The sequence below is a fragment of the Pseudomonas lundensis genome (assembly GCF_015377145.2).
GTDB classification, from domain to species: domain Bacteria; phylum Pseudomonadota; class Gammaproteobacteria; order Pseudomonadales; family Pseudomonadaceae; genus Aquipseudomonas; species Aquipseudomonas lundensis.
Genome location: NZ_CP062158.2, coordinates 4809640 through 4826969, shown reverse-complemented (window position 1 = coordinate 4826969; position 17330 = coordinate 4809640). Strand labels below are relative to the sequence as shown.

General features: G+C 59.2%; 16 protein-coding genes. 8 read left to right on the top strand and 8 right to left on the bottom strand.

The genetic code is table 11. The features are described 5' to 3' along the window. Window positions 1-78: 78 nt before the first annotated feature. Window positions 79-615, top strand: a complete 537-nt coding sequence (locus IF654_RS22490; protein ID WP_047279093.1) for a DUF3299 domain-containing protein — start codon at window positions 79-81, stop codon at window positions 613-615. 63 nt (window positions 616-678) lie between these two features. Here IF654_RS22490 and IF654_RS22485 read toward each other — a convergent pair whose 3' ends face one another. Both IF654_RS22485 and IF654_RS22480 read right to left on the bottom strand, forming a co-directional pair. Beyond that, complete coding sequence (locus IF654_RS22485) at window positions 679-1587, bottom strand: D-hexose-6-phosphate mutarotase (RefSeq protein WP_047283343.1); 909 nt, start codon at window positions 1585-1587, stop codon at window positions 679-681. A 57-nt stretch (window positions 1588-1644) separates the two neighbouring features. Then, window positions 1645-2046: an acyl-CoA thioesterase gene (locus tag IF654_RS22480; RefSeq protein WP_003438129.1), complete on the bottom strand. Its 402-nt coding sequence runs from the start codon at window positions 2044-2046 to the stop codon at window positions 1645-1647. Between the two features lie 377 nt (window positions 2047-2423). Here IF654_RS22480 and IF654_RS22475 point away from each other — a divergent pair, with 377 nt between their 5' ends. From IF654_RS22475 to IF654_RS22445, 7 genes are all read left to right on the top strand, one after another. After that, window positions 2424-3713, top strand: a complete 1290-nt coding sequence (locus IF654_RS22475; protein ID WP_083333178.1) for an MFS transporter — start codon at window positions 2424-2426, stop codon at window positions 3711-3713. 168 nt (window positions 3714-3881) lie between these two features. Beyond that, window positions 3882-4868 (top strand): phosphate ABC transporter substrate-binding protein PstS, encoded by a 987-nt coding sequence (locus IF654_RS22470; protein WP_047279100.1) that lies wholly within the window; start codon window positions 3882-3884, stop codon window positions 4866-4868. A gap of 176 nt (window positions 4869-5044) precedes the next feature. Next, on the top strand, window positions 5045-7330 hold the full coding sequence (locus IF654_RS22465) for an ABC transporter permease subunit (protein WP_047279696.1): 2286 nt from the start codon (window positions 5045-5047) through the stop codon (window positions 7328-7330). Between the two features lie 15 nt (window positions 7331-7345). Further along, window positions 7346-9016, top strand: a complete 1671-nt coding sequence (pstA, locus tag IF654_RS22460; protein WP_047279104.1) for a phosphate ABC transporter permease PstA — start codon at window positions 7346-7348, stop codon at window positions 9014-9016. 99 nt (window positions 9017-9115) lie between these two features. After that, window positions 9116-9949 (top strand): phosphate ABC transporter ATP-binding protein PstB, encoded by an 834-nt coding sequence (gene pstB, locus IF654_RS22455; RefSeq protein WP_047279108.1) that lies wholly within the window; start codon window positions 9116-9118, stop codon window positions 9947-9949. A gap of 86 nt (window positions 9950-10035) precedes the next feature. Beyond that, window positions 10036-10797, top strand: a complete 762-nt coding sequence (gene phoU / locus IF654_RS22450; protein WP_047279110.1) for a phosphate signaling complex protein PhoU — start codon at window positions 10036-10038, stop codon at window positions 10795-10797. A gap of 161 nt (window positions 10798-10958) precedes the next feature. Beyond that, window positions 10959-11852: a response regulator gene (locus tag IF654_RS22445; protein ID WP_047279229.1), complete on the top strand. Its 894-nt coding sequence runs from the start codon at window positions 10959-10961 to the stop codon at window positions 11850-11852. Between the two features lie 15 nt (window positions 11853-11867). On the opposite strand, the gene IF654_RS22440 is transcribed toward IF654_RS22445, so the two are convergent. The 6 genes from IF654_RS22440 to IF654_RS22415 form a co-directional block, all read right to left on the bottom strand. Further along, window positions 11868-13829, bottom strand: coding sequence for a DUF7844 domain-containing protein (locus IF654_RS22440; RefSeq protein WP_047281679.1), 1962 nt, complete (start codon window positions 13827-13829; stop codon window positions 11868-11870). Then, complete coding sequence (locus IF654_RS22435; protein WP_047279694.1) at window positions 13826-14146, bottom strand: DUF2388 domain-containing protein; 321 nt, start codon at window positions 14144-14146, stop codon at window positions 13826-13828. The genes IF654_RS22440 and IF654_RS22435 overlap by 4 nt, the downstream gene beginning before the upstream one ends. A 26-nt stretch (window positions 14147-14172) precedes the next feature. Beyond that, a complete protein-coding gene (locus tag IF654_RS22430) occupies window positions 14173-14466 on the bottom strand; it encodes a DUF2388 domain-containing protein (RefSeq protein ID WP_194862859.1) in 294 nt (97 codons plus the stop codon). Between the two features lie 147 nt (window positions 14467-14613). Further along, window positions 14614-14931 (bottom strand): DUF2388 domain-containing protein, encoded by a 318-nt coding sequence (locus IF654_RS22425; protein ID WP_047279124.1) that lies wholly within the window; start codon window positions 14929-14931, stop codon window positions 14614-14616. Window positions 14932-15230: 299 nt separating this feature from the next. Then, window positions 15231-15446 (bottom strand): DUF1127 domain-containing protein, encoded by a 216-nt coding sequence (locus tag IF654_RS22420; RefSeq protein ID WP_047279129.1) that lies wholly within the window; start codon window positions 15444-15446, stop codon window positions 15231-15233. 318 nt (window positions 15447-15764) lie between these two features. Next, window positions 15765-17255, bottom strand: a complete 1491-nt coding sequence (locus tag IF654_RS22415) for an acetyl-CoA hydrolase/transferase family protein (RefSeq protein WP_047279132.1) — start codon at window positions 17253-17255, stop codon at window positions 15765-15767. Window positions 17256-17330 lie beyond the last annotated feature (75 nt).

Here is a 17330-nt window from a genome sequence, read left to right as displayed (position 1 = left end):
GACGTGGGTGCTCTCTGCGCCCGGCGCAGAGAGCGCTAGAATGCGCGGCGTCTTACGTCTTTCTTAATTGAGTCCGCCATGCGCCGTCTTGTAATGACCTTTCTTTTGCTGGGCGCAAGCCTGGTACACGCGGCAGACCTGCCGGAAACCGACTGGCTTGACCTGATGCCCAAGTCGGATCAAATGGCCCTTGAACAGATGCCTGAAATCGACCACGACTCGCCTGAAGCTCAGGGGACGTTTACCGATAAGGGTGGCCTGAAACAAAGCAAAGGCCTGCCGGCCGTGATGTATTCCACCAAGACAGTGGCCAGCATGAACGGCAAGCACATCCGTCTGGGCGGCTATCCGGTGCCGCTGGAAAGCGACGCGAAAGGGCGCAGCACGCTGTTTTTCCTTGTGCCTTATCCGGGTGCCTGTATCCACGTTCCGCCGCCGCCTCCCAATCAACTGGTGCTGGTGCGTTATCCAAAAGGCTTGAAGCTGGATGACATTTACACACCGCTGTGGGTCACGGGGACGTTGAAGGTTGAAAAGGTCAGCAATGATCTGGCCGATGCGGCGTATGCGCTGGACGCCGGGCAGGTGCGGGTGGTGAAGGAAGAGGATCTGTAATGCTGTTGCCAGTCGCTGACGGGCCGCGCAGTGATCGCGGCTGCGCGTCAGCGACTGCAGAGGTTAAAGCGCGTTTGCGCTGATACTGACGCCCAGCGTGTGGCTGGCGCCCGGTTCCAGTGTGATCACGTCGTCCATCACGTTGGCCGTTTCGATGCACAGCATGCGCTGCCAGCCGTCGGCGGCCATGTCGTTGAAACGCGCGGTCTTGTCGATCCACGGGTTCCAGATCACGGCGCTGCGTGAACCCTCGCTCTTGAGGGTGATGCGACGTTCCCATTCAGGGTCAACGATGCTCAGTGTGTCAGGGGTGTCGAGGTAGATGCGGTCGGTTTCGCCGCTGAAGGTCAAATCCCCTGACTGCTTGACGCGTTTCCAGTCATCCAGGGTTTCGATGTAGGTCAGCCCCTCCACGCCTTCGACATGCACCTGGCGCACATCGCTGACCGCAAAATAGCTGTGCAGCGCCTGGCTGATGCTCACGGCGGTGTCGCTGCGGTTATGGCTGACGAGGTTCAGGTGCAGTTGAGTGTCGAGGCGGATGTGCAGGGTCAGGGTCACGTCGTGCGGCCAGCCTGGCAGGCCGCCCTTAACCTGAGGCAAACGCAGCGCTATATGCAGCGCCTCGCCGGCGTCATCGTAATCGTGCAGTTCCCACTCTCGCGTGCGCACCAGACCATGGGCCGTGGCGGGTTCTGCGCTGACGCGCATGGCTTGCACGCTGGGCGGGTTGAGGGCCAGGTTGCCAAACCAGGGCCAGCAAATCGGTACGCCGGTGCGAATGCCTTTGCCGTGGGTGTACTGGGCTTTTTCGTTCAGCCAGATCACCGGCTTGTCCTTGCCGACCTGATAACTGAGCACCTGTGCGCCCTGTTTGGCGATCAGCAGTTGCGCGTGCCCGTGGATAAAGTGCCAGCAGTCCAGCTCGCCCAATTTCAGTGAAGTGCTCGGGAGTGACGTGTGGCTGGGCATGACAGGCTCTCTATGACAGGACAGGGGCAGCAGTAGACCGGCAAAACGCCGTCAGGTTTAACGGCGTGGCGGCACTGAGCGCGTGCGGCCGCTGCCATCGATGGCGACGAACACAAATACCGCTTCGGTCACTTTGCGCCATTCGCTGGAGAGCGGGTCGTCGCTCCACACTTCGACCATCATCTGAATCGAACTGCGGCCGATTTCCAGGGCCTGGGTGTAGAAGGACAATTGTGCGCCGACGGCGACCGGGACCAGAAACGCCATGCGGTCGATGGCGACGGTGGCGACACGTCCGCCCGCCACTTTGCTGGCCATGGCCGTGCCGGCGAGGTCCATCTGGGACACCAGCCAACCGCCGAAAATATCGCCAAAACCATTGGTTTCGCGTGGCAGGGCAGTAATTTGCAAGGCCAGGTCGCCTTGCGGGATTGGATCTTCTTGTTCGAGCTCTAGCATGCCGAAGGGCCTCTGACCCGTGATTCATCATGTGTATTGCGGGTGAAAAAGCGTCTTTAGAAAAACGATTCAGCCCGAACATACTCCGTTCGTCACGTTCTTCCCAAGCCGCACCAAGGGGAAACATCGTCGATGTATCGGCTGAAGGGACGCATTAGGGCGTTTCGTACAGCCACTCACCATCCGTAGGTCGTTGCTTACGGTCCGCGAGTATATCGGTCGGCAACGCCGTCGACGACCGTCTGATTCTGCTTTTTAAAAGGCCGACACGTCTACCTCTGTGCTTTTGCAGACAATTTGTTATCGTTCGGGACCGCCCGGCCGATGCCGGCGGTGTTGCTGCTTTTGCCTAGCCTAATAAGAGATGCCCAAATCCGATGATCACCGAGCCTTCCAGTGCTGCGCCTCCCTCGCGTCCCCTGACCCGTAATGACTACAAAACCTTGTCGCTGTCCGCCTTGGGCGGTGCGCTGGAGTTTTACGATTTCATTATTTTTGTGTTCTTTGCCACGGTGGTCGGCAAGCTGTTTTTCCCGGCCGACATGCCCGAGTGGCTACGGTTGATGCAGACCTTCGGTATTTTCGCGGCCGGTTATCTGGCGCGGCCGTTGGGTGGCATTGTCATGGCGCACTTTGGCGATCTGCTGGGGCGCAAGAAGATGTTCACCTTGAGCATTTTCATGATGGCTGTGCCGACACTGATCATGGGGTTGTTGCCCACCTATGCGCAGATCGGCATGTGGGCGCCGATTCTGTTGCTGCTGATGCGAGTGATTCAGGGCGCGGCCATTGGGGGTGAAGTGCCGGGGGCCTGGGTCTTTGTGGCCGAGCACGTGCCGCCACGGCATGTGGGCTACGCCTGCGGCACGCTGACCTGCGGCCTGACGGCGGGTATTTTGCTGGGCTCGTTGGTGGCCACGGCCATCAACACGATTTACACCCCGGTGGAGGTGTCGGCTTACGCGTGGCGTATTCCCTTCCTGCTGGGCGGTGTGTTTGGTTTGTTTTCGGTCTACCTGCGTCGCTGGTTGCACGAAACCCCTGTGTTTGCCGAGTTGCAACTGCGCAAGGCATTGGCAGAAGAAGTGCCGCTCAAAACCGTACTGCGCGATCACCGTGGCGCCATCGCCGTGTCGATGCTGCTGACGTGGTTGCTGTCGGCCGGGATCATCGTGGTGATCTTGATGACCCCGGCCGTGCTGCAAACCATTTATGGCTTCTCGGCCACGGTTTCGCTGAAAGCCAATAGCCTGGCGATTGTGTTTTTGAGCCTGGGGTGTATTGCGTCGGGTGCGCTGGCGGATCGGTTTGGGGCGGGCAAGGTGTTCGTCTTCGGGTGTGCTGCGCTGTTGATCACCTCGTGGACCTTCTACCACAGCCTGTTGCAACACCCGGATTGGCTGTTTCCGTTGTACGCGTTGAGTGGATTGTTCGTAGGAACCATCGGCGCCGTGCCGTATGTCATGGTCAAGGCGTTCCCGCCGGTTGTGCGTTTCAGCGGTTTGTCGTTTTCCTACAACTTGGCCTATGCCATTTTCGGCGGTTTGACCCCGATGGCCGTGACCTTATTGCTCAAAGAAAGCCCGATGGGCCCGGCGTATTACGTTGCAATCATTTGTACGATGGGGTTGCTGGTGGGTGCTTATCTTTGGAAGAAAGGGCGCTGACCCGCAGGCTATAGCGTTTGCGCACCACAACACTTCTCTTTAAAAGGCCAGCCATTCATTGCGAATGCTGGCCTTTCATCTAATTGTCACAATCGGTTCATAGAGTAGTCACATGGCCTGCAGATACTGGCCCCCGATTCATCTAACCCCGTTTGCTAGGAGTAAGGCATGAGACTGAAGCGTGTGATGGCGGCCCTGACTTTTGTCGCCGCAGGCGTTGCAACTGCGAATGCGGTTGCCGCGGGTGTTGATCCGGCAATCCAGCCGTACGTTAAGACCACCGGTGTGTCGGGTAACCTCTCCAGCGTTGGTTCCGACACCCTGGCGAACCTGATGACCTTGTGGGCTGAGGCTTACAAAAAAGAATACCCGAACGTCAATATCCAGATTCAGGCTGCCGGTTCTTCGACCGCGCCACCGGCGATCACTGAAGGCACCGCTAACCTGGGCCCGATGAGCCGCAAGATGAAAGACAACGAACTGGCGGCCTTCGAGCAGAAGTACGGCTACAAGCCGACCGCTATCCCGGTGGCTGTCGATGCCCTGGCGGTGTTCGTGCACAAAGACAACCCGATCAAGCACATGACCATGGAGCAAGTTGACGCTGTCTTCTCCTCCACGCGTCTGTGTGGCGGCAAATCGGACATCAAAACCTGGGGTGACCTGGGGGTGACCGGCGATCTGGCGAACAAGCCGGTGCAACTGTTTGGTCGTAACTCGGTGTCCGGCACCTACGGTTACTTCAAGGAAGAAGCCCTGTGCAAAGGTGACTTCAAGCCAAACGTGAACGAACAGCCGGGCTCGGCCTCGGTGGTGCAGTCGATCAGCAGCTCGCTCAACGGCATCGGTTATTCGGGCATCGGTTACAAAACCGCCAGCGTGAAAACCGTACCGCTGGCCAAGAAAGGCAGCACGGAGTTCGTTGAAGACACCGAAGAAAACGCCTTGAACGGCAAATACCCGTTGTCGCGTTTCCTCTACGTGTACGTGAACAAAGCACCGAACAAGCCACTGAACCCGCTGGAAGCCGAGTTCATCAAGCTGGTGCTGTCCAAGCAAGGTCAAGAGGTCGTGGTCAAGGATGGCTACATCCCGCTGCCAGCCAAAGTCGCTGCCAAAGCCTTGGCTGACCTGGGTTTGAAAGAAGGCGCATAACCCTGTAACGGCTGGCGCAGGCTGCGAGCACGACGCGCAGCCTGCGCCAGCGACCACAGGTTGTGGGCCCGGTAACTACTCAATTTTCCATTCCGCTGCCAGCACCACTGGGCAGCGGCTTTTTTGCGTCACTGCTTTGTCATCTTTTTGTCATACAGGACCGCTAGGGTGTGCGCATGAATGATCTGGCCAATTCCCCAATGACTACGACATCCGCTCCCAAGCGCATTGATTTCAATACGCCTGAACTGCAACGCAAGCGCCGCATGCGTGCGCTCAAAGATCACTTGACCCGCTGGTATGTATTTATCGGCGGTCTCGCCGTGCTCGGCGCGATCACACTGATTTTCTTCTTCCTCGGTTATGTGGTGCTGCCGCTGTTCCAGGGCGCCGACCTGAATGCCAAACAGGCGATTACGCCCGTGTGGATGCAGGACGCAGGCAAGCCGTTGATGCTGTCGGTCGAAGAGCAAAATCAGGTGGGTATGCGCGTGTCCGATCAGGGCATGGTGCTGTTCTTCAATGCCAAGAGCGGCGAAGAACTCTCCCGCGTGAACCTGCCGCTGCCCGCCGACACCCATGTGACGTCGCTGGGCGAGGATCAGCCGGGTAACCCGGTGGTGGTCCTGGGCTTGTCCAACGGCCAGGCGCTGGTGTTTCGCCACACGTATAAAGTCAGCTACCCGGATGGCAAAAAGACCATCAGCCCGGCCATCGAATACCCGTACGGCGAGGCGCCCGTCGCGCTTGACCCTCAAGGGCGTGCGCTGGATCACGTGAACCTCAGCGTGAACGATTCGACGCTGGTGCTGGCGGGCTCGACCGGCGCGCAATTGCACGTGCTGTCGTTGGCCAGTGAAGAAAACATGATGACGGGTGAGGTCACGAACTCCGAGACCCGCATCGAGCTGCCGCAGATGACCGAGAAGGTCAAAGCGCTGTACATCGACCCGCGTCAGCAGTGGCTGTATGTCATCAATGGCCGCGCTCAGGCCGACGTGTTCAGCCTGCGCGACAAAAGCTTGAATGGCCGTTACAAACTGGCCGAAGACGCCACCACTGAAATCACTGCCAGTACGCAGTTGGTGGGTGGCATTTCGCTGATCCTGGGTGACTCCACCGGCAGCCTGAGCCAGTGGTTCATGGCCCGCGACCCGGATGGCGAACAGCGCTTCAAGCACATCCGCAGCTTCAAGATGGGCGACTCTCCGATTGTTGAAATCACCGCCGAACAACGCCGCAAGGGTTTCCTGGCGCTGGACGCTGCCGGTGACATCGGTGTGTTCCACAGCACCGCGCATCGCACCCTGCTGGTCGAGAAGGTCGCTGAAGGCCCGGGCATCATGGCGCTGTCGCCTCGTGCCAACCGCGTCATCGTGGAAGAGGGCGGCAAGCTGCTGCCCTTGACCTTGAAGAACCCGCACCCGGAAGTGTCCTGGAGCGCGCTGTGGAGCAAGGTCTGGTACGAGAACTACGACGAACCGAAATACGTCTGGCAGTCGACCGCGGCCAACACCGACTTCGAACCGAAGATGAGCCTTGCACCGCTGACCTTCGGTACGTTGAAAGCGGCGTTCTACGCGATGTTGCTGGCTGCACCGCTGGCAGTGGCCGCCGCGATCTACACCGCTTACTTCATGGCCCCGAGCCTGCGCCGCAAGGTCAAGCCGGTGATCGAACTGATGGAAGCGATGCCGACAGTGATTCTGGGCTTCTTCGCCGGTCTGTTTTTGGCGCCGTATGTCGAGGGGCATCTGCCGGGGATTTTCAGCCTGTTAATGCTGCTGCCGATCGGGATTTTGCTGGCGGGCTTCACCTGGAGCCGTCTGCCGGACTCGATCCGCCTGCGCGTACCGGATGGCTGGGAAAGCCTGATTCTGATCCCGGTGATTCTGTTCATTGGCTGGTTGTCGCTGTACATGAGCCCGTTCATGGAAGCCTGGTTCTTCGGCGGTGACATGCGCCTGTGGATCTCCCACGACCTGGGCATCACCTATGACCAGCGCAACGCTCTGGTGGTCGGGCTGGCGATGGGGTTTGCCGTAATCCCGAACATTTACTCGATTGCTGAAGATGCCGTGTTCAGCGTGCCGCGCGGCCTGACGCTGGGGTCGCTGGCGCTGGGTGCCACGCCGTGGCAAACCATGACCCGCGTGGTGATCCTGACCGCCAGCCCGGGGATTTTCTCGGCCCTGATGATCGGCATGGGCCGTGCGGTGGGCGAGACCATGATCGTGCTGATGGCCACGGGCAACACGCCGGTCATGGAAATGAACCTGTTCGAAGGTTTGCGTACCCTGGCGGCGAACGTGGCGGTGGAGATGCCGGAGTCCGAAGTGGGCGGCAGTCACTACCGTGTGCTGTTCCTCTCGGCGCTGGTGCTGCTGTTGTTCACCTTCATCATGAACACTCTCGCTGAGCTGATCCGTCAGCGTCTGCGCAAGAAATATTCGTCGCTTTAAGGAAGGTAGAAGTCTGTGAAACAGAATTCCCTCAAAGGTTGGTTCAAGAGCGGCGCCCCGGGCGTTTGGATCAGCGGTGGCGCAGTGTCGCTCGCGGTCATCATGACCATTGGTTTGCTGGCCGTGATTGCGGTGCGCGGGTTGGGCCACTTTTGGCCGGCCGATTTGGTGCTGGCGCAGTACAACGTGCCGGGTTCTGCCCATCACGTGGTGCTGGGCGAAGTGGTGCAAAAGGAAGAAGTACCCCGCGAGCGCCTGAAAAGCGCCGGTTTGCCGGTGCCGGAGCAAGGCCCGGAGTTCATGACCCGCGAGCTGATCAAGGTCGGCAACCGCGACCTGAACGGCAACGACTTTTCCTGGGTGGTGGGCGAGTGGCTGACTGACCTGAAGACCCCGCCCGAGTTACTGGCCATTGAGCGCCGTGAGTGGGGCAACTTCTACGGCTACCTGGTCAATGTGAAAGAAAACGGCAAGGTGATTGCCGAAGGTGAAGCGGCGTGGCCTGAGCTGCAAGCGCGGGTCAAGCGCGTCAACGATCTGGCCAAGCAACTCAGCCAGTTGGAAAAGAAAGACATTGGCGCCATCAACTATGGCTTGGAACGGATCCGTCTGCAGGGTCGCAAGCTGGAGCTGGAAGGCAAACTGACACCGCAAGCCCAGGCGGACATGGAAGCCGAACGTGCCGAGCTGAATGCGCGCTACAAAGCGATTGAAGACCGCTTGGGTGATCTGCATGCCCAGTTCAATCGCGACAGCCTGACGGCCCGCGATGCCAACGGCAAAGAACTCGAAATCAACATCGGCAAAGTGGTCAAGGCCTACCAGCCGAACGCCATGAACAGCTGGCAGAAACTGGCGATGTACTTCAGCAACATTTGGGAATTCCTGAGCGAAGACCCGCGTGAAGCCAACACCGAGGGCGGGATCTTCCCGGCGATTTTCGGCACCGTGATGATGACCCTCATCATGGCCGTGATCGTCACGCCGTTCGGTGTGCTGGCGGCGGTGTACCTGCGTGAATACGCCAAGCAGAACACCCTGACCCGGGTGATCCGTATTGCGGTGAATAACCTGGCCGGTGTGCCGGCGATTGTGTACGGCGTGTTTGGTCTGGGCTTCTTTGTGTACGTGCTGGGCGGCTCGGTTGACCGTCTGTTCTTTGCCGAGGCATTGCCCGCGCCGACGTTTGGCACGCCGGGCCTGATGTGGGCCTCGCTGACGCTGGCGCTGCTGGCGGTTCCTGTGGTGATCGTGGCCACGGAAGAAGGCCTGGCGCGTATTCCGCGTACGGTGCGCGAAGGCTCGCTGGCGCTGGGTGCGACCAAGTCCGAGACCTTGTGGAAGATCGTATTGCCCATGGCCAGCCCGGCGATGATGACCGGCATGATCCTCGCCGTGGCGCGGGCAGCGGGCGAAGTGGCACCGTTGATGCTGGTGGGTGTGGTCAAGCTGGCACCTTCGCTGCCGCTGGACGGCAACTACCCGTACCTGCACCTGGACCAGAAGATCATGCACCTGGGCTTCCATATTTATGACGTGGGCTTCCAGAGCCCGAACGTTGAAGCGGCGCGGCCGCTGGTATACGCCACGGCGCTGCTGCTGGTGCTGGTGATCGCGACCCTGAACCTGTCGGCGGTGTGGATTCGTAACCACCTGCGCGAGAAGTACAAGGCGCTGGAAAGCTGATAACGAACACTGACGGCAGGAGCGGCCCATGGGCCCTCCCGCCCACGAGAAGCCCGGTTGTAGACAACCGGAACGAATTTTTAGCGTATGGAGCAACCCATGCAGCATGAATCCACGTCCCACGGCATCAACATGTCCGCCTTGGGTCGCACCAAACAAAGCTTGAACCTGGCCAATGAAGAAGTTGCCATTGAAGTCCCGGGGCTGAATCTTTATTACGGCGAAAAGCAGGCGCTGTTCGACGTGAGCCTGAACATTCCGAAACAACGCGTGACTGCGTTCATCGGGCCGTCGGGTTGCGGCAAGTCCACCCTGCTGCGTACGTTCAACCGCATGAACGATTTGGTAGACGGCTGCCGCGTTGAAGGTGAAATCAACCTTTACGGTCATAACATCTACCGCAAGGGCGAAGACGTTGCCGAGCTGCGTCGCCGCGTGGGCATGGTGTTCCAGAAGCCTAACCCGTTCCCCAAAACCATCTACGAAAACGTGGTTTACGGCCTGCGCATTCAGGGCATCAACAAAAAACGCATCCTCGACGAAGCCGTGGAGTGGGCCCTCAAAGGCGCGGCGTTGTGGGATGAGGTTAAAGACCGTTTGCACGACTCGGCACTCGGCTTGTCCGGTGGTCAGCAGCAGCGTCTGGTGATTGCCCGTACCATCGCGGTCGAACCTGAAGTATTGCTGCTCGATGAGCCGTGCTCGGCACTTGACCCGATCTCGACGCTGAAGGTTGAGGAGCTGATTTACGAGCTCAAGTCCAAGTTCACCATCGTGATCGTGACCCACAACATGCAGCAGGCGGCGCGGGTGTCGGATTACACCGCCTTCATGTACATGGGCAAGATGGTTGAATACGGCGACACCGACACGCTGTTCACCAACCCGGCCAAAAAGCAGACCGAAGACTACATCACCGGGCGCTACGGCTAGTTGGCGCGGCCTCTGCCGCTTGGCGTAATGACACATTTGGCTGGCCGCCTGGCGCGTGCCGCTCACAGATTTTGCGGAGCAGAACCATGATTTCAAAGGATGGCCTCACCCATCACATTTCCGCGCAATTCAACGCGGAACTCGAAGAAGTGCGCAGCCACTTGCTGGCCATGGGCGGACTGGTCGAGAAGCAGGTTAACGACGCGGTTACGGCGTTGATTGAGGCCGACTCCGGGTTGGCGCAGCAAGTGCGCGAGATCGACGAACAGATCAATCAGATGGAGCGCAACATCGACGAAGAATGCCTGCGCATTCTGGCCCGTCGCCAACCTGCGGCGTCTGACTTGCGGCTGATTATCAGCATTTCCAAGTCGGTGATCGACCTGGAGCGCATCGGTGACGAGGCGACCAAAATTGCTCGCCGGGCGATCCAGCTCTGTGAAGAGGGCGAAGCGCCACGCGGTTACGTCGAAGTGCGCCACATCGGCGATCAGGTGCGCAACATGGTGCGCGATGCGCTGGACGCGTTCGCCCGCTTCGACGCTGACCTGGCGCTGTCTGTGGCGCAGTACGACAAAATCATCGACCGCGAATACAAAACGGCGTTGCGCGAGTTGGCCACCTACATGATGGAAGATCCGCGTTCGATTTCGCGGGTGCTGAGCATCATTTGGGTACTGCGTTCACTGGAGCGCATTGGCGATCACGCCCGCAATATTTCGGAGCTGGTGATCTACCTGGTGCGCGGAACGGATGTGCGCCACATGGGCCTTAAGCGCATGCGCGAAGAAGTTGAAGGCACCGGTGCCGATAACGCTAATGTTCCGCAGGTGCCTGACGATAAATAAGACTGCCCGAGATTAAAAACGCCCGGCTTTGGCCGGGCGTTTTGCGTTTCGGCGTTCACATTCAGGCGCTCTGCGAACGTAAAGTCATTCGGGGTGCCCCCAAGATTTGGCACATGGCCATCATTCGGCGCATGCTAGTCAAGATTTCAGAGGAGCAGTCGATGAGCAAGGTCAGTGTGTTGGTGGTGGATGACGCGTCGTTTATTCGCGATTTGGTCAAGAAGTGCCTGCGTAACTACTTCCCGGGCATCAAGATCGAAGACGCGGTTAACGGTCGCAAAGCCCAGGCCATACTGGCCCGCGAAACCTTCGATTTGGTGCTGTGTGACTGGGAAATGCCTGAAATGTCCGGCCTTGAGCTGCTGACCTGGTGCCGTGAGCAAGATCACCTGAGAACCCTGCCGTTCATCATGGTCACCAGCCGTGGCGACAAAGAGAACGTGGTGCAGGCGATTCAGGCCGGTGTGTCGGGGTACGTCAGCAAGCCGTTCACTAACGAACAGTTGCTGACCAAGGTCAAACACGCCCTGAACAAGGCCGGCAAGCTTGAAACCCTCCTGGCCAGTGCGCCGACGCGGATGAACTCGGCATTCGGTAATGATTCGCTTAGCGCGTTGACCGGCGGCAAGGCTCAAGTGGTAGCGCCAACGCCAGCCGCTGCGCCTGTTGCCCGCCCGGTGGCGGCCGCCAAACCTGCGGCAAAAGCCCATGCGCCGGCTGGCCGGGGCCAAGGGCAACTGCGTCTGTCCAGCGGCACCCAGGCGTGTGTCATCAAGGCCTTGAGCCTCAAGGAAGCGCTGCTGGTGGTGCGCCGTGGCGACGTGCTGCCGCAGGTGCTGGAAAGTGCCGTGCTTGACCTTGAGCAGGGCGAGAGCGCCGAGGTGGCGCGTCTTAATGGCTATTTGCACGCTATCGTGGCGTACGAGCCCAAGCCCGACAGCGACTGGCTGCAACTGACCTTTCGCTTTGTCGATCAGGATGCCGCGAAAATGGGCTACCTCTCGCGCCTGATTGCCCATGGCACCGCCCAGAAACACTTTGTGCCGGGTGCGTAACACCCGAACACAGGCTTACGGCAATTGCAGGCCGCCGGAAGCCTTGTGAATCGCCCGCAAATGCTCGCCGATCTGTTTGACGTTGGCTTCGGTCGCGGCAATCTCGGCGGCGCGGGCGGGTTCCAGCAAGCTGCGCACTTCCTTGTCCAGGTCCCCGGTCAGGCGCAGTAATTGCTGCTGGCGCTGACTGCTTTCGGATTCGAGCATTTCCCATTCTTTGGCTTGCGGCAGGCCATAGCCGCTGCTGCCCAGCAATTCAGCCGGGCGACTGAGAAAGCCGCTGCTGGCGAGAATTTCTTGCAATGTCTTGTTGGCCTTGTCCATGCCGGCCCCCTCGATCCCGCGCACTTTCAAGTACTTCTGTTTGACCTCGTCCTGGGCCAGTAGCAATTGGCGGCGAAAGGCGGCCTGTTCAAGCAGCAACAACGCTGCGCTGGCGCGCAGGTCGGCCTGCTCGATCCAGGGGCGCCGTGCATCCGGGCTGAGGGCGAGCCAGTCTTCGACGCTGGCCTGCTGGATCGGCAGGCGGGTCTTGAGTACATCGAACATCGCCTGATAGCGATCACGGTATGAGTCAAAGCGATAGCCGAGCCTCAGCGCTTCTTTTTTGTCGTCCAGCACACGGGTGTCGGCCAACCCGCGTGCCTTGAGCACTTCCAGCAGGCCATTGGGCATGATGCTGTCCAGGCCTTTGAGCTGCGTGTTGTCACTGCCGCTGCGCAGTAATTTCAGGGTTTCGACCGCGCAGTTATTGGAGATGAAGTAATAGTTGCCGTCATAACTCCAGTGCATTTCTGCCGCGTGCTCGACCACTTCTTCGATTTCCGGACGGCTCAGGGTGAGGGGCACGGAGGCCAGGCTGCGCAGTTCGGTTTTGGTGTATTCATCGATCACTTGAGCCAGCGGCAAGACGAAAAGCCGCGAGGGGTAAGCGCCGGTCAGCCCGTCCCAGCTTGATAGCTGTACGTCGTTGACGAATGCCCGGTAAGACAACACCAAGTGTTCTTGCAGGTCGAGTCGGCAATCGGGCCCGCGCGGACGTCCGGGCGCGCAAATCACCAAACGCAACATGCTGTGCCCCCAGCGGCTTGCCCATTCCTGATTGGCCTCGGCAAGCAGGTAATCAACGGCGTACACACGCTCGGGGTCGACGGTGCCGAGGGGCTGTTTGGCGAAATCGTTACCGGCGTTCAGAAAGGCAAAGCCTGTGGGGCATTCATCCCGGGCAGCCGGGGCCCAGCCGAAGTGATCCCGGTAGTAGCGATACAGGGCAGGGCGCCGACAAGCGTAAGCCGGGTCGAGGAGGAAGTACTCCATGTTGACCGCGACAAACTCTCTGGGGTTGGTGACTTCGTACAGATCGGGGCTGCGCACGATCTGGTGGTTGTCTTGTTCGCGTTCACCGCGTCGACCGACATATTGTTGCCAGCCGGCGAGGTCGAGCAGGCGCGGGTCATCGCTGAGGGTGAAACGGCGTTCGGTCTGGCCCCGGCATTCGTCCGGCAGGCCAATCAGTCCGGCGCTGTTGTGCTGACGTGTACAGCGCTGGATGAGGGCGCGTTGGGCGTGCGGCCACACACGGGCGCGGTCATAAATGTGGGTCAGTTCGTGCAGGACGGTGGCGAGCATTTCCCGGCGCACGGTGCCGTGGGGGCGGTTGGTTTGCTCGGTCGCGGCCGAGCCGTCGGTCAAGCTCGCCAGCAGTTTGCGGTTGAGGTCCAGCTCGGAGACCAGCGACGCTTGCCCGTAGGCATTGCTTGGCATGTCATCGGTCCAGCCCACCAGGATCTGGCGATCCAGTTGCTCGATAAAGCGCGGTGGCAGCTTGCGCATGGCCTCGTCCAGCAGCGCCTGACTGGCCTGCTGTTCAGCCGGACTCAAGCCTTCGGTCTTGAGTTGCAGATGCAACGCGGCCTGGGCGCTGCTGCCGATCAGCAGCAGGCCGCAGGCGGCAAGCCAACGCGCGAGCGGCCTCACAGTGCGAGGATGGCTTCGGCAAGTTCCTGATCGCTGGCGCTGCGGGCTTCTGGCACGCGCTCACGCAAGGTATTGAAGGCGGATTCCAACTGAACGCCGCGAATATCGCCTTGGCTAGCGACGAAAGTGGCGGCGTCATCGTGGGCTTCACGCACCACTTTAGAGTCACGGATCGACGTGGTGGTGTCGGAAGTGAAGTCAATGGCGCGCCCGAATGCACGAACAATGATGTTACTGGTCTGCACCAGGGTTTGTGCCTGAGCCACATCGGCCAGCAACAGCAGGCCAAGGGTGGCGACAATCAACGGGTTACGCATGAATATTCTCCAGAAAACGCGGGTGCTTATTGGACGAGAATTGCCTGTGCCAGTTCAAGGTCGCTGGCAGTCAATTTTGGCTGGTCGTGGCGCAGGTAGCGCAAGGCCGATTCCAGCTGTGAGCCTCGTAGTTGGCCGTCACTGGCGATAAATGCGGCAGCGTCATCCTGAGCGGCACGAATCAGTTTGTTTTCGAACGGTGTTGAGGTCACTTTGCTGGTGACATAGCCAGAGAGCACGGTGGTTTGTGTGCTCGTGTCGAAGGCGGCAGCAGTTTGAGTCCAGCTTAAGGCAAGTAGAGCAATTGAGAGAAAGCGCATGGGTCTCGACGTTAATTGAGCGAGGGCCAAGGCTAGCGTAATGGGCGGGGCAGGGCAAAGCGGATGTGCCCGCTGTCCGGGGGCGAAGCTGTGCTCGGCTTACGTCGCACATAGCCTCGCACTACCCGGCAGCGATGACACGGCAAATCAGAGGGTCAGGATCGCCTGGGCCAGTTGTGCATCGGACGCTTGCAGCTGTGGCGCCTGCTGACGAATGAAGTCCAGCGCGCTTTCGAGCTTGACGCCACGGATGCTGCCTTCGCTGGCGACAAAACTGGCGGCGTCGTCACGGGCGGCGCGCACGATTTTGTTGTCGCGGATGGAGTTCGTGGCGTCGGACGTCAGGTCGGTCGTGGCCTTGAGCGTGCCTACGATGGCATCGGTGGTCGCGATGAAGCTGGAAGCATGGGCGCTGGCCGCAACAGTCAGCAGCGCCGCCGCGCTAAGTAGGCGAAGAGTGGACATGGTGATACTCCTTGGCATGAGCTTATAAGTTAGACGTTTATAAGCCGAATAGTAGGCCCGGCGTCGCGTACGGCAAAGAACGTTTTGCGGTGACACGCCGTTTTGAGGCGTTGGGCCAAGGAATGCGCCAACTGTACCTGTGTGTTTCGATTATTTTGAAAACTGTACCTGTGACGGTCTGCGAATAAAAAATGCTCTTCCAGAACGACAAAACCCGTCAGCGGTTTCCCGCGACGGGTTCTGTTTTACAAATTCTGGGTGCTGGCGGTAAATCGTGAATCAAGGCCAGCGAGCGCTTGTTAGCGCCAGAACGGCTTGCTCAGCTCTTCGTAGCGCTGTGCTTCGCTAATCCCGGCATCAGCCAGAAGACGCGAGTCCAGGCGAGCCAGTTGATGGCGGCTGGAAATACGGCGCTGCCACAACATGAGGTTGGCAAGTACGCGCAAAGGCATCGAAGCCTGGTTGTTAACAGTGTTGCTTTCAGTGAACAAATCGGAACTGAGGGTACGTTCCATGATGGCATCCTTCCGCTTGTGGCGGCATTGGCTAGTGGTTTAACTGGTGCCCATGATCCTCTTGTGCGTCGAGACTCTCTAGATACAGTTCATCTGTATTGTGCAGAGCCAGTTAACTGTTTATGGGGGCTGTACGGGCGCAAATGACTGCAACTGTACCGGTAGGCACTAAGTTGGTGCATTTTTAGCCATTTTTGTGTGAAAAGGCGGCTGTAAGGGTAGGAAATGACCAGTACAGCAGTACAGTTTTTGAAATCGCGGCGATAAAAAAGCCGCCGAGAAAACAGTGTTTTCATCGGCGGCTGTCTAGCTCGCGTGTTACGGGAGCATTTTGCCGGTTTCTTCCAAGTTGATATGCCAGCTCAATGCTTCGCGCAGAATGTGCGGGGTGTGGCCACCGATTGCACAGGCTTTGCTGAAGTAGTCATTGAGGGCTTCACGGAAGTCCGGGTGCACACAGTTGTCGATGATCACTCGGGCGCGCTCGCGTGGCGCCAGACCGCGCAGGTCGGCCAGACCCTGTTCGGTTACCAGAATGTCCACATCGTGTTCGGTGTGGTCAACGTGGCTGACCATTGGCACCACACTGGAGATCGCACCGGCCTTGGCAATGGACTTGGTGACAAAGATCGCCAGGTGAGCGTTACGGGCGAAGTCGCCCGAACCGCCGATGCCGTTCATCATGCGAGTGCCGCAGACGTGGGTGGAGTTCACGTTGCCGTAGATGTCGAATTCCAGGGCGGTGTTGATGCCGATGATGCCCAGACGACGCACGACTTCAGGGTGGTTGGAGATTTCTTGCGGGCGCAGGACCAGTTTGTCCTTGTAACGCTCCAGGTTGCCGAACACGTCCGAGTTGCGACGTTCCGACAAGGTGATCGAACTGCCCGATGCGAAGCTCATTTTGCCGGCGTCGATCAGGTCAAAGGTCGAATCCTGCAGTACTTCGGAGTACATGGTCAGGTCTTCGAACGGTGAGTCGATCAAGCCGCACATCACGGCGTTGGCGATGTTGCCGATACCGGCCTGCAACGGACCCAGCTTGTTGGTCATACGCCCGGCTGCCACTTCTTGTTTGAAGAAGTTGATCAGGTGGAACGCAATGCCATCGGTTTCGCTGTCCGGTACCGAAACGGTGGACGGCGAATCAGGCTTGTTGGTGATGACGATCGCAACGATTTTTTCCGGCGGAATCGGGATTGCAGTGCTGCCGATGCGGTCGTCGACTTTTACCAACGGGATAGGCGTGCGCGTTGGGCGGTAAGTCGGGATGTAGATGTCGTGCAGGCCTTCCAGGTTCGGGTTGTGCGCCAGGTTGATCTCAACGATCACCTGTTTGGCAAAAATCGCGAAGCTGGCCGAGTTGCCGACGGAGGTGGTCGGCACGATATGGCCTTGCTCGGTAATCGCGACGGCCTCAATCACCGCGATGTCCGGCAGCTTGAGCTGCTGGTTACGCAGTTGCTCTACGGTTTCGGACAAGTGCTGATCGATGAACATGACTTCGCCGGCGTTGATCGCCTTGCGCAGTGTGCTGTCTACCTGGAACGGCATGCGACGCGCCAGCACGCCGGCTTCGGTCAATTGCTTGTCCAGGTCGTTGCCCAGGCTGGCGCCTGTCATCAGGGTGATTTTCAGCGGCGCCAGTTTGGCGCGTTCGGCCAGCGCGTGCGGAACGGCCTTGGCTTCGCCGGCACGGGTAAAACCGCTCATGCCAACGGTCATGCCGTCTTGGATAAGGGCGGCGGCTTCTTCGGCGCTCATGACCTTATCGTGTAGGGAATTTAGGCGAATACGTTCACGGTACATGGATTGTTATCTCGGGCAACGGAAGCAAGATGCGCAGTCTATTCATTTTCAAAGGCTGGCGTCCCGCTACCATGG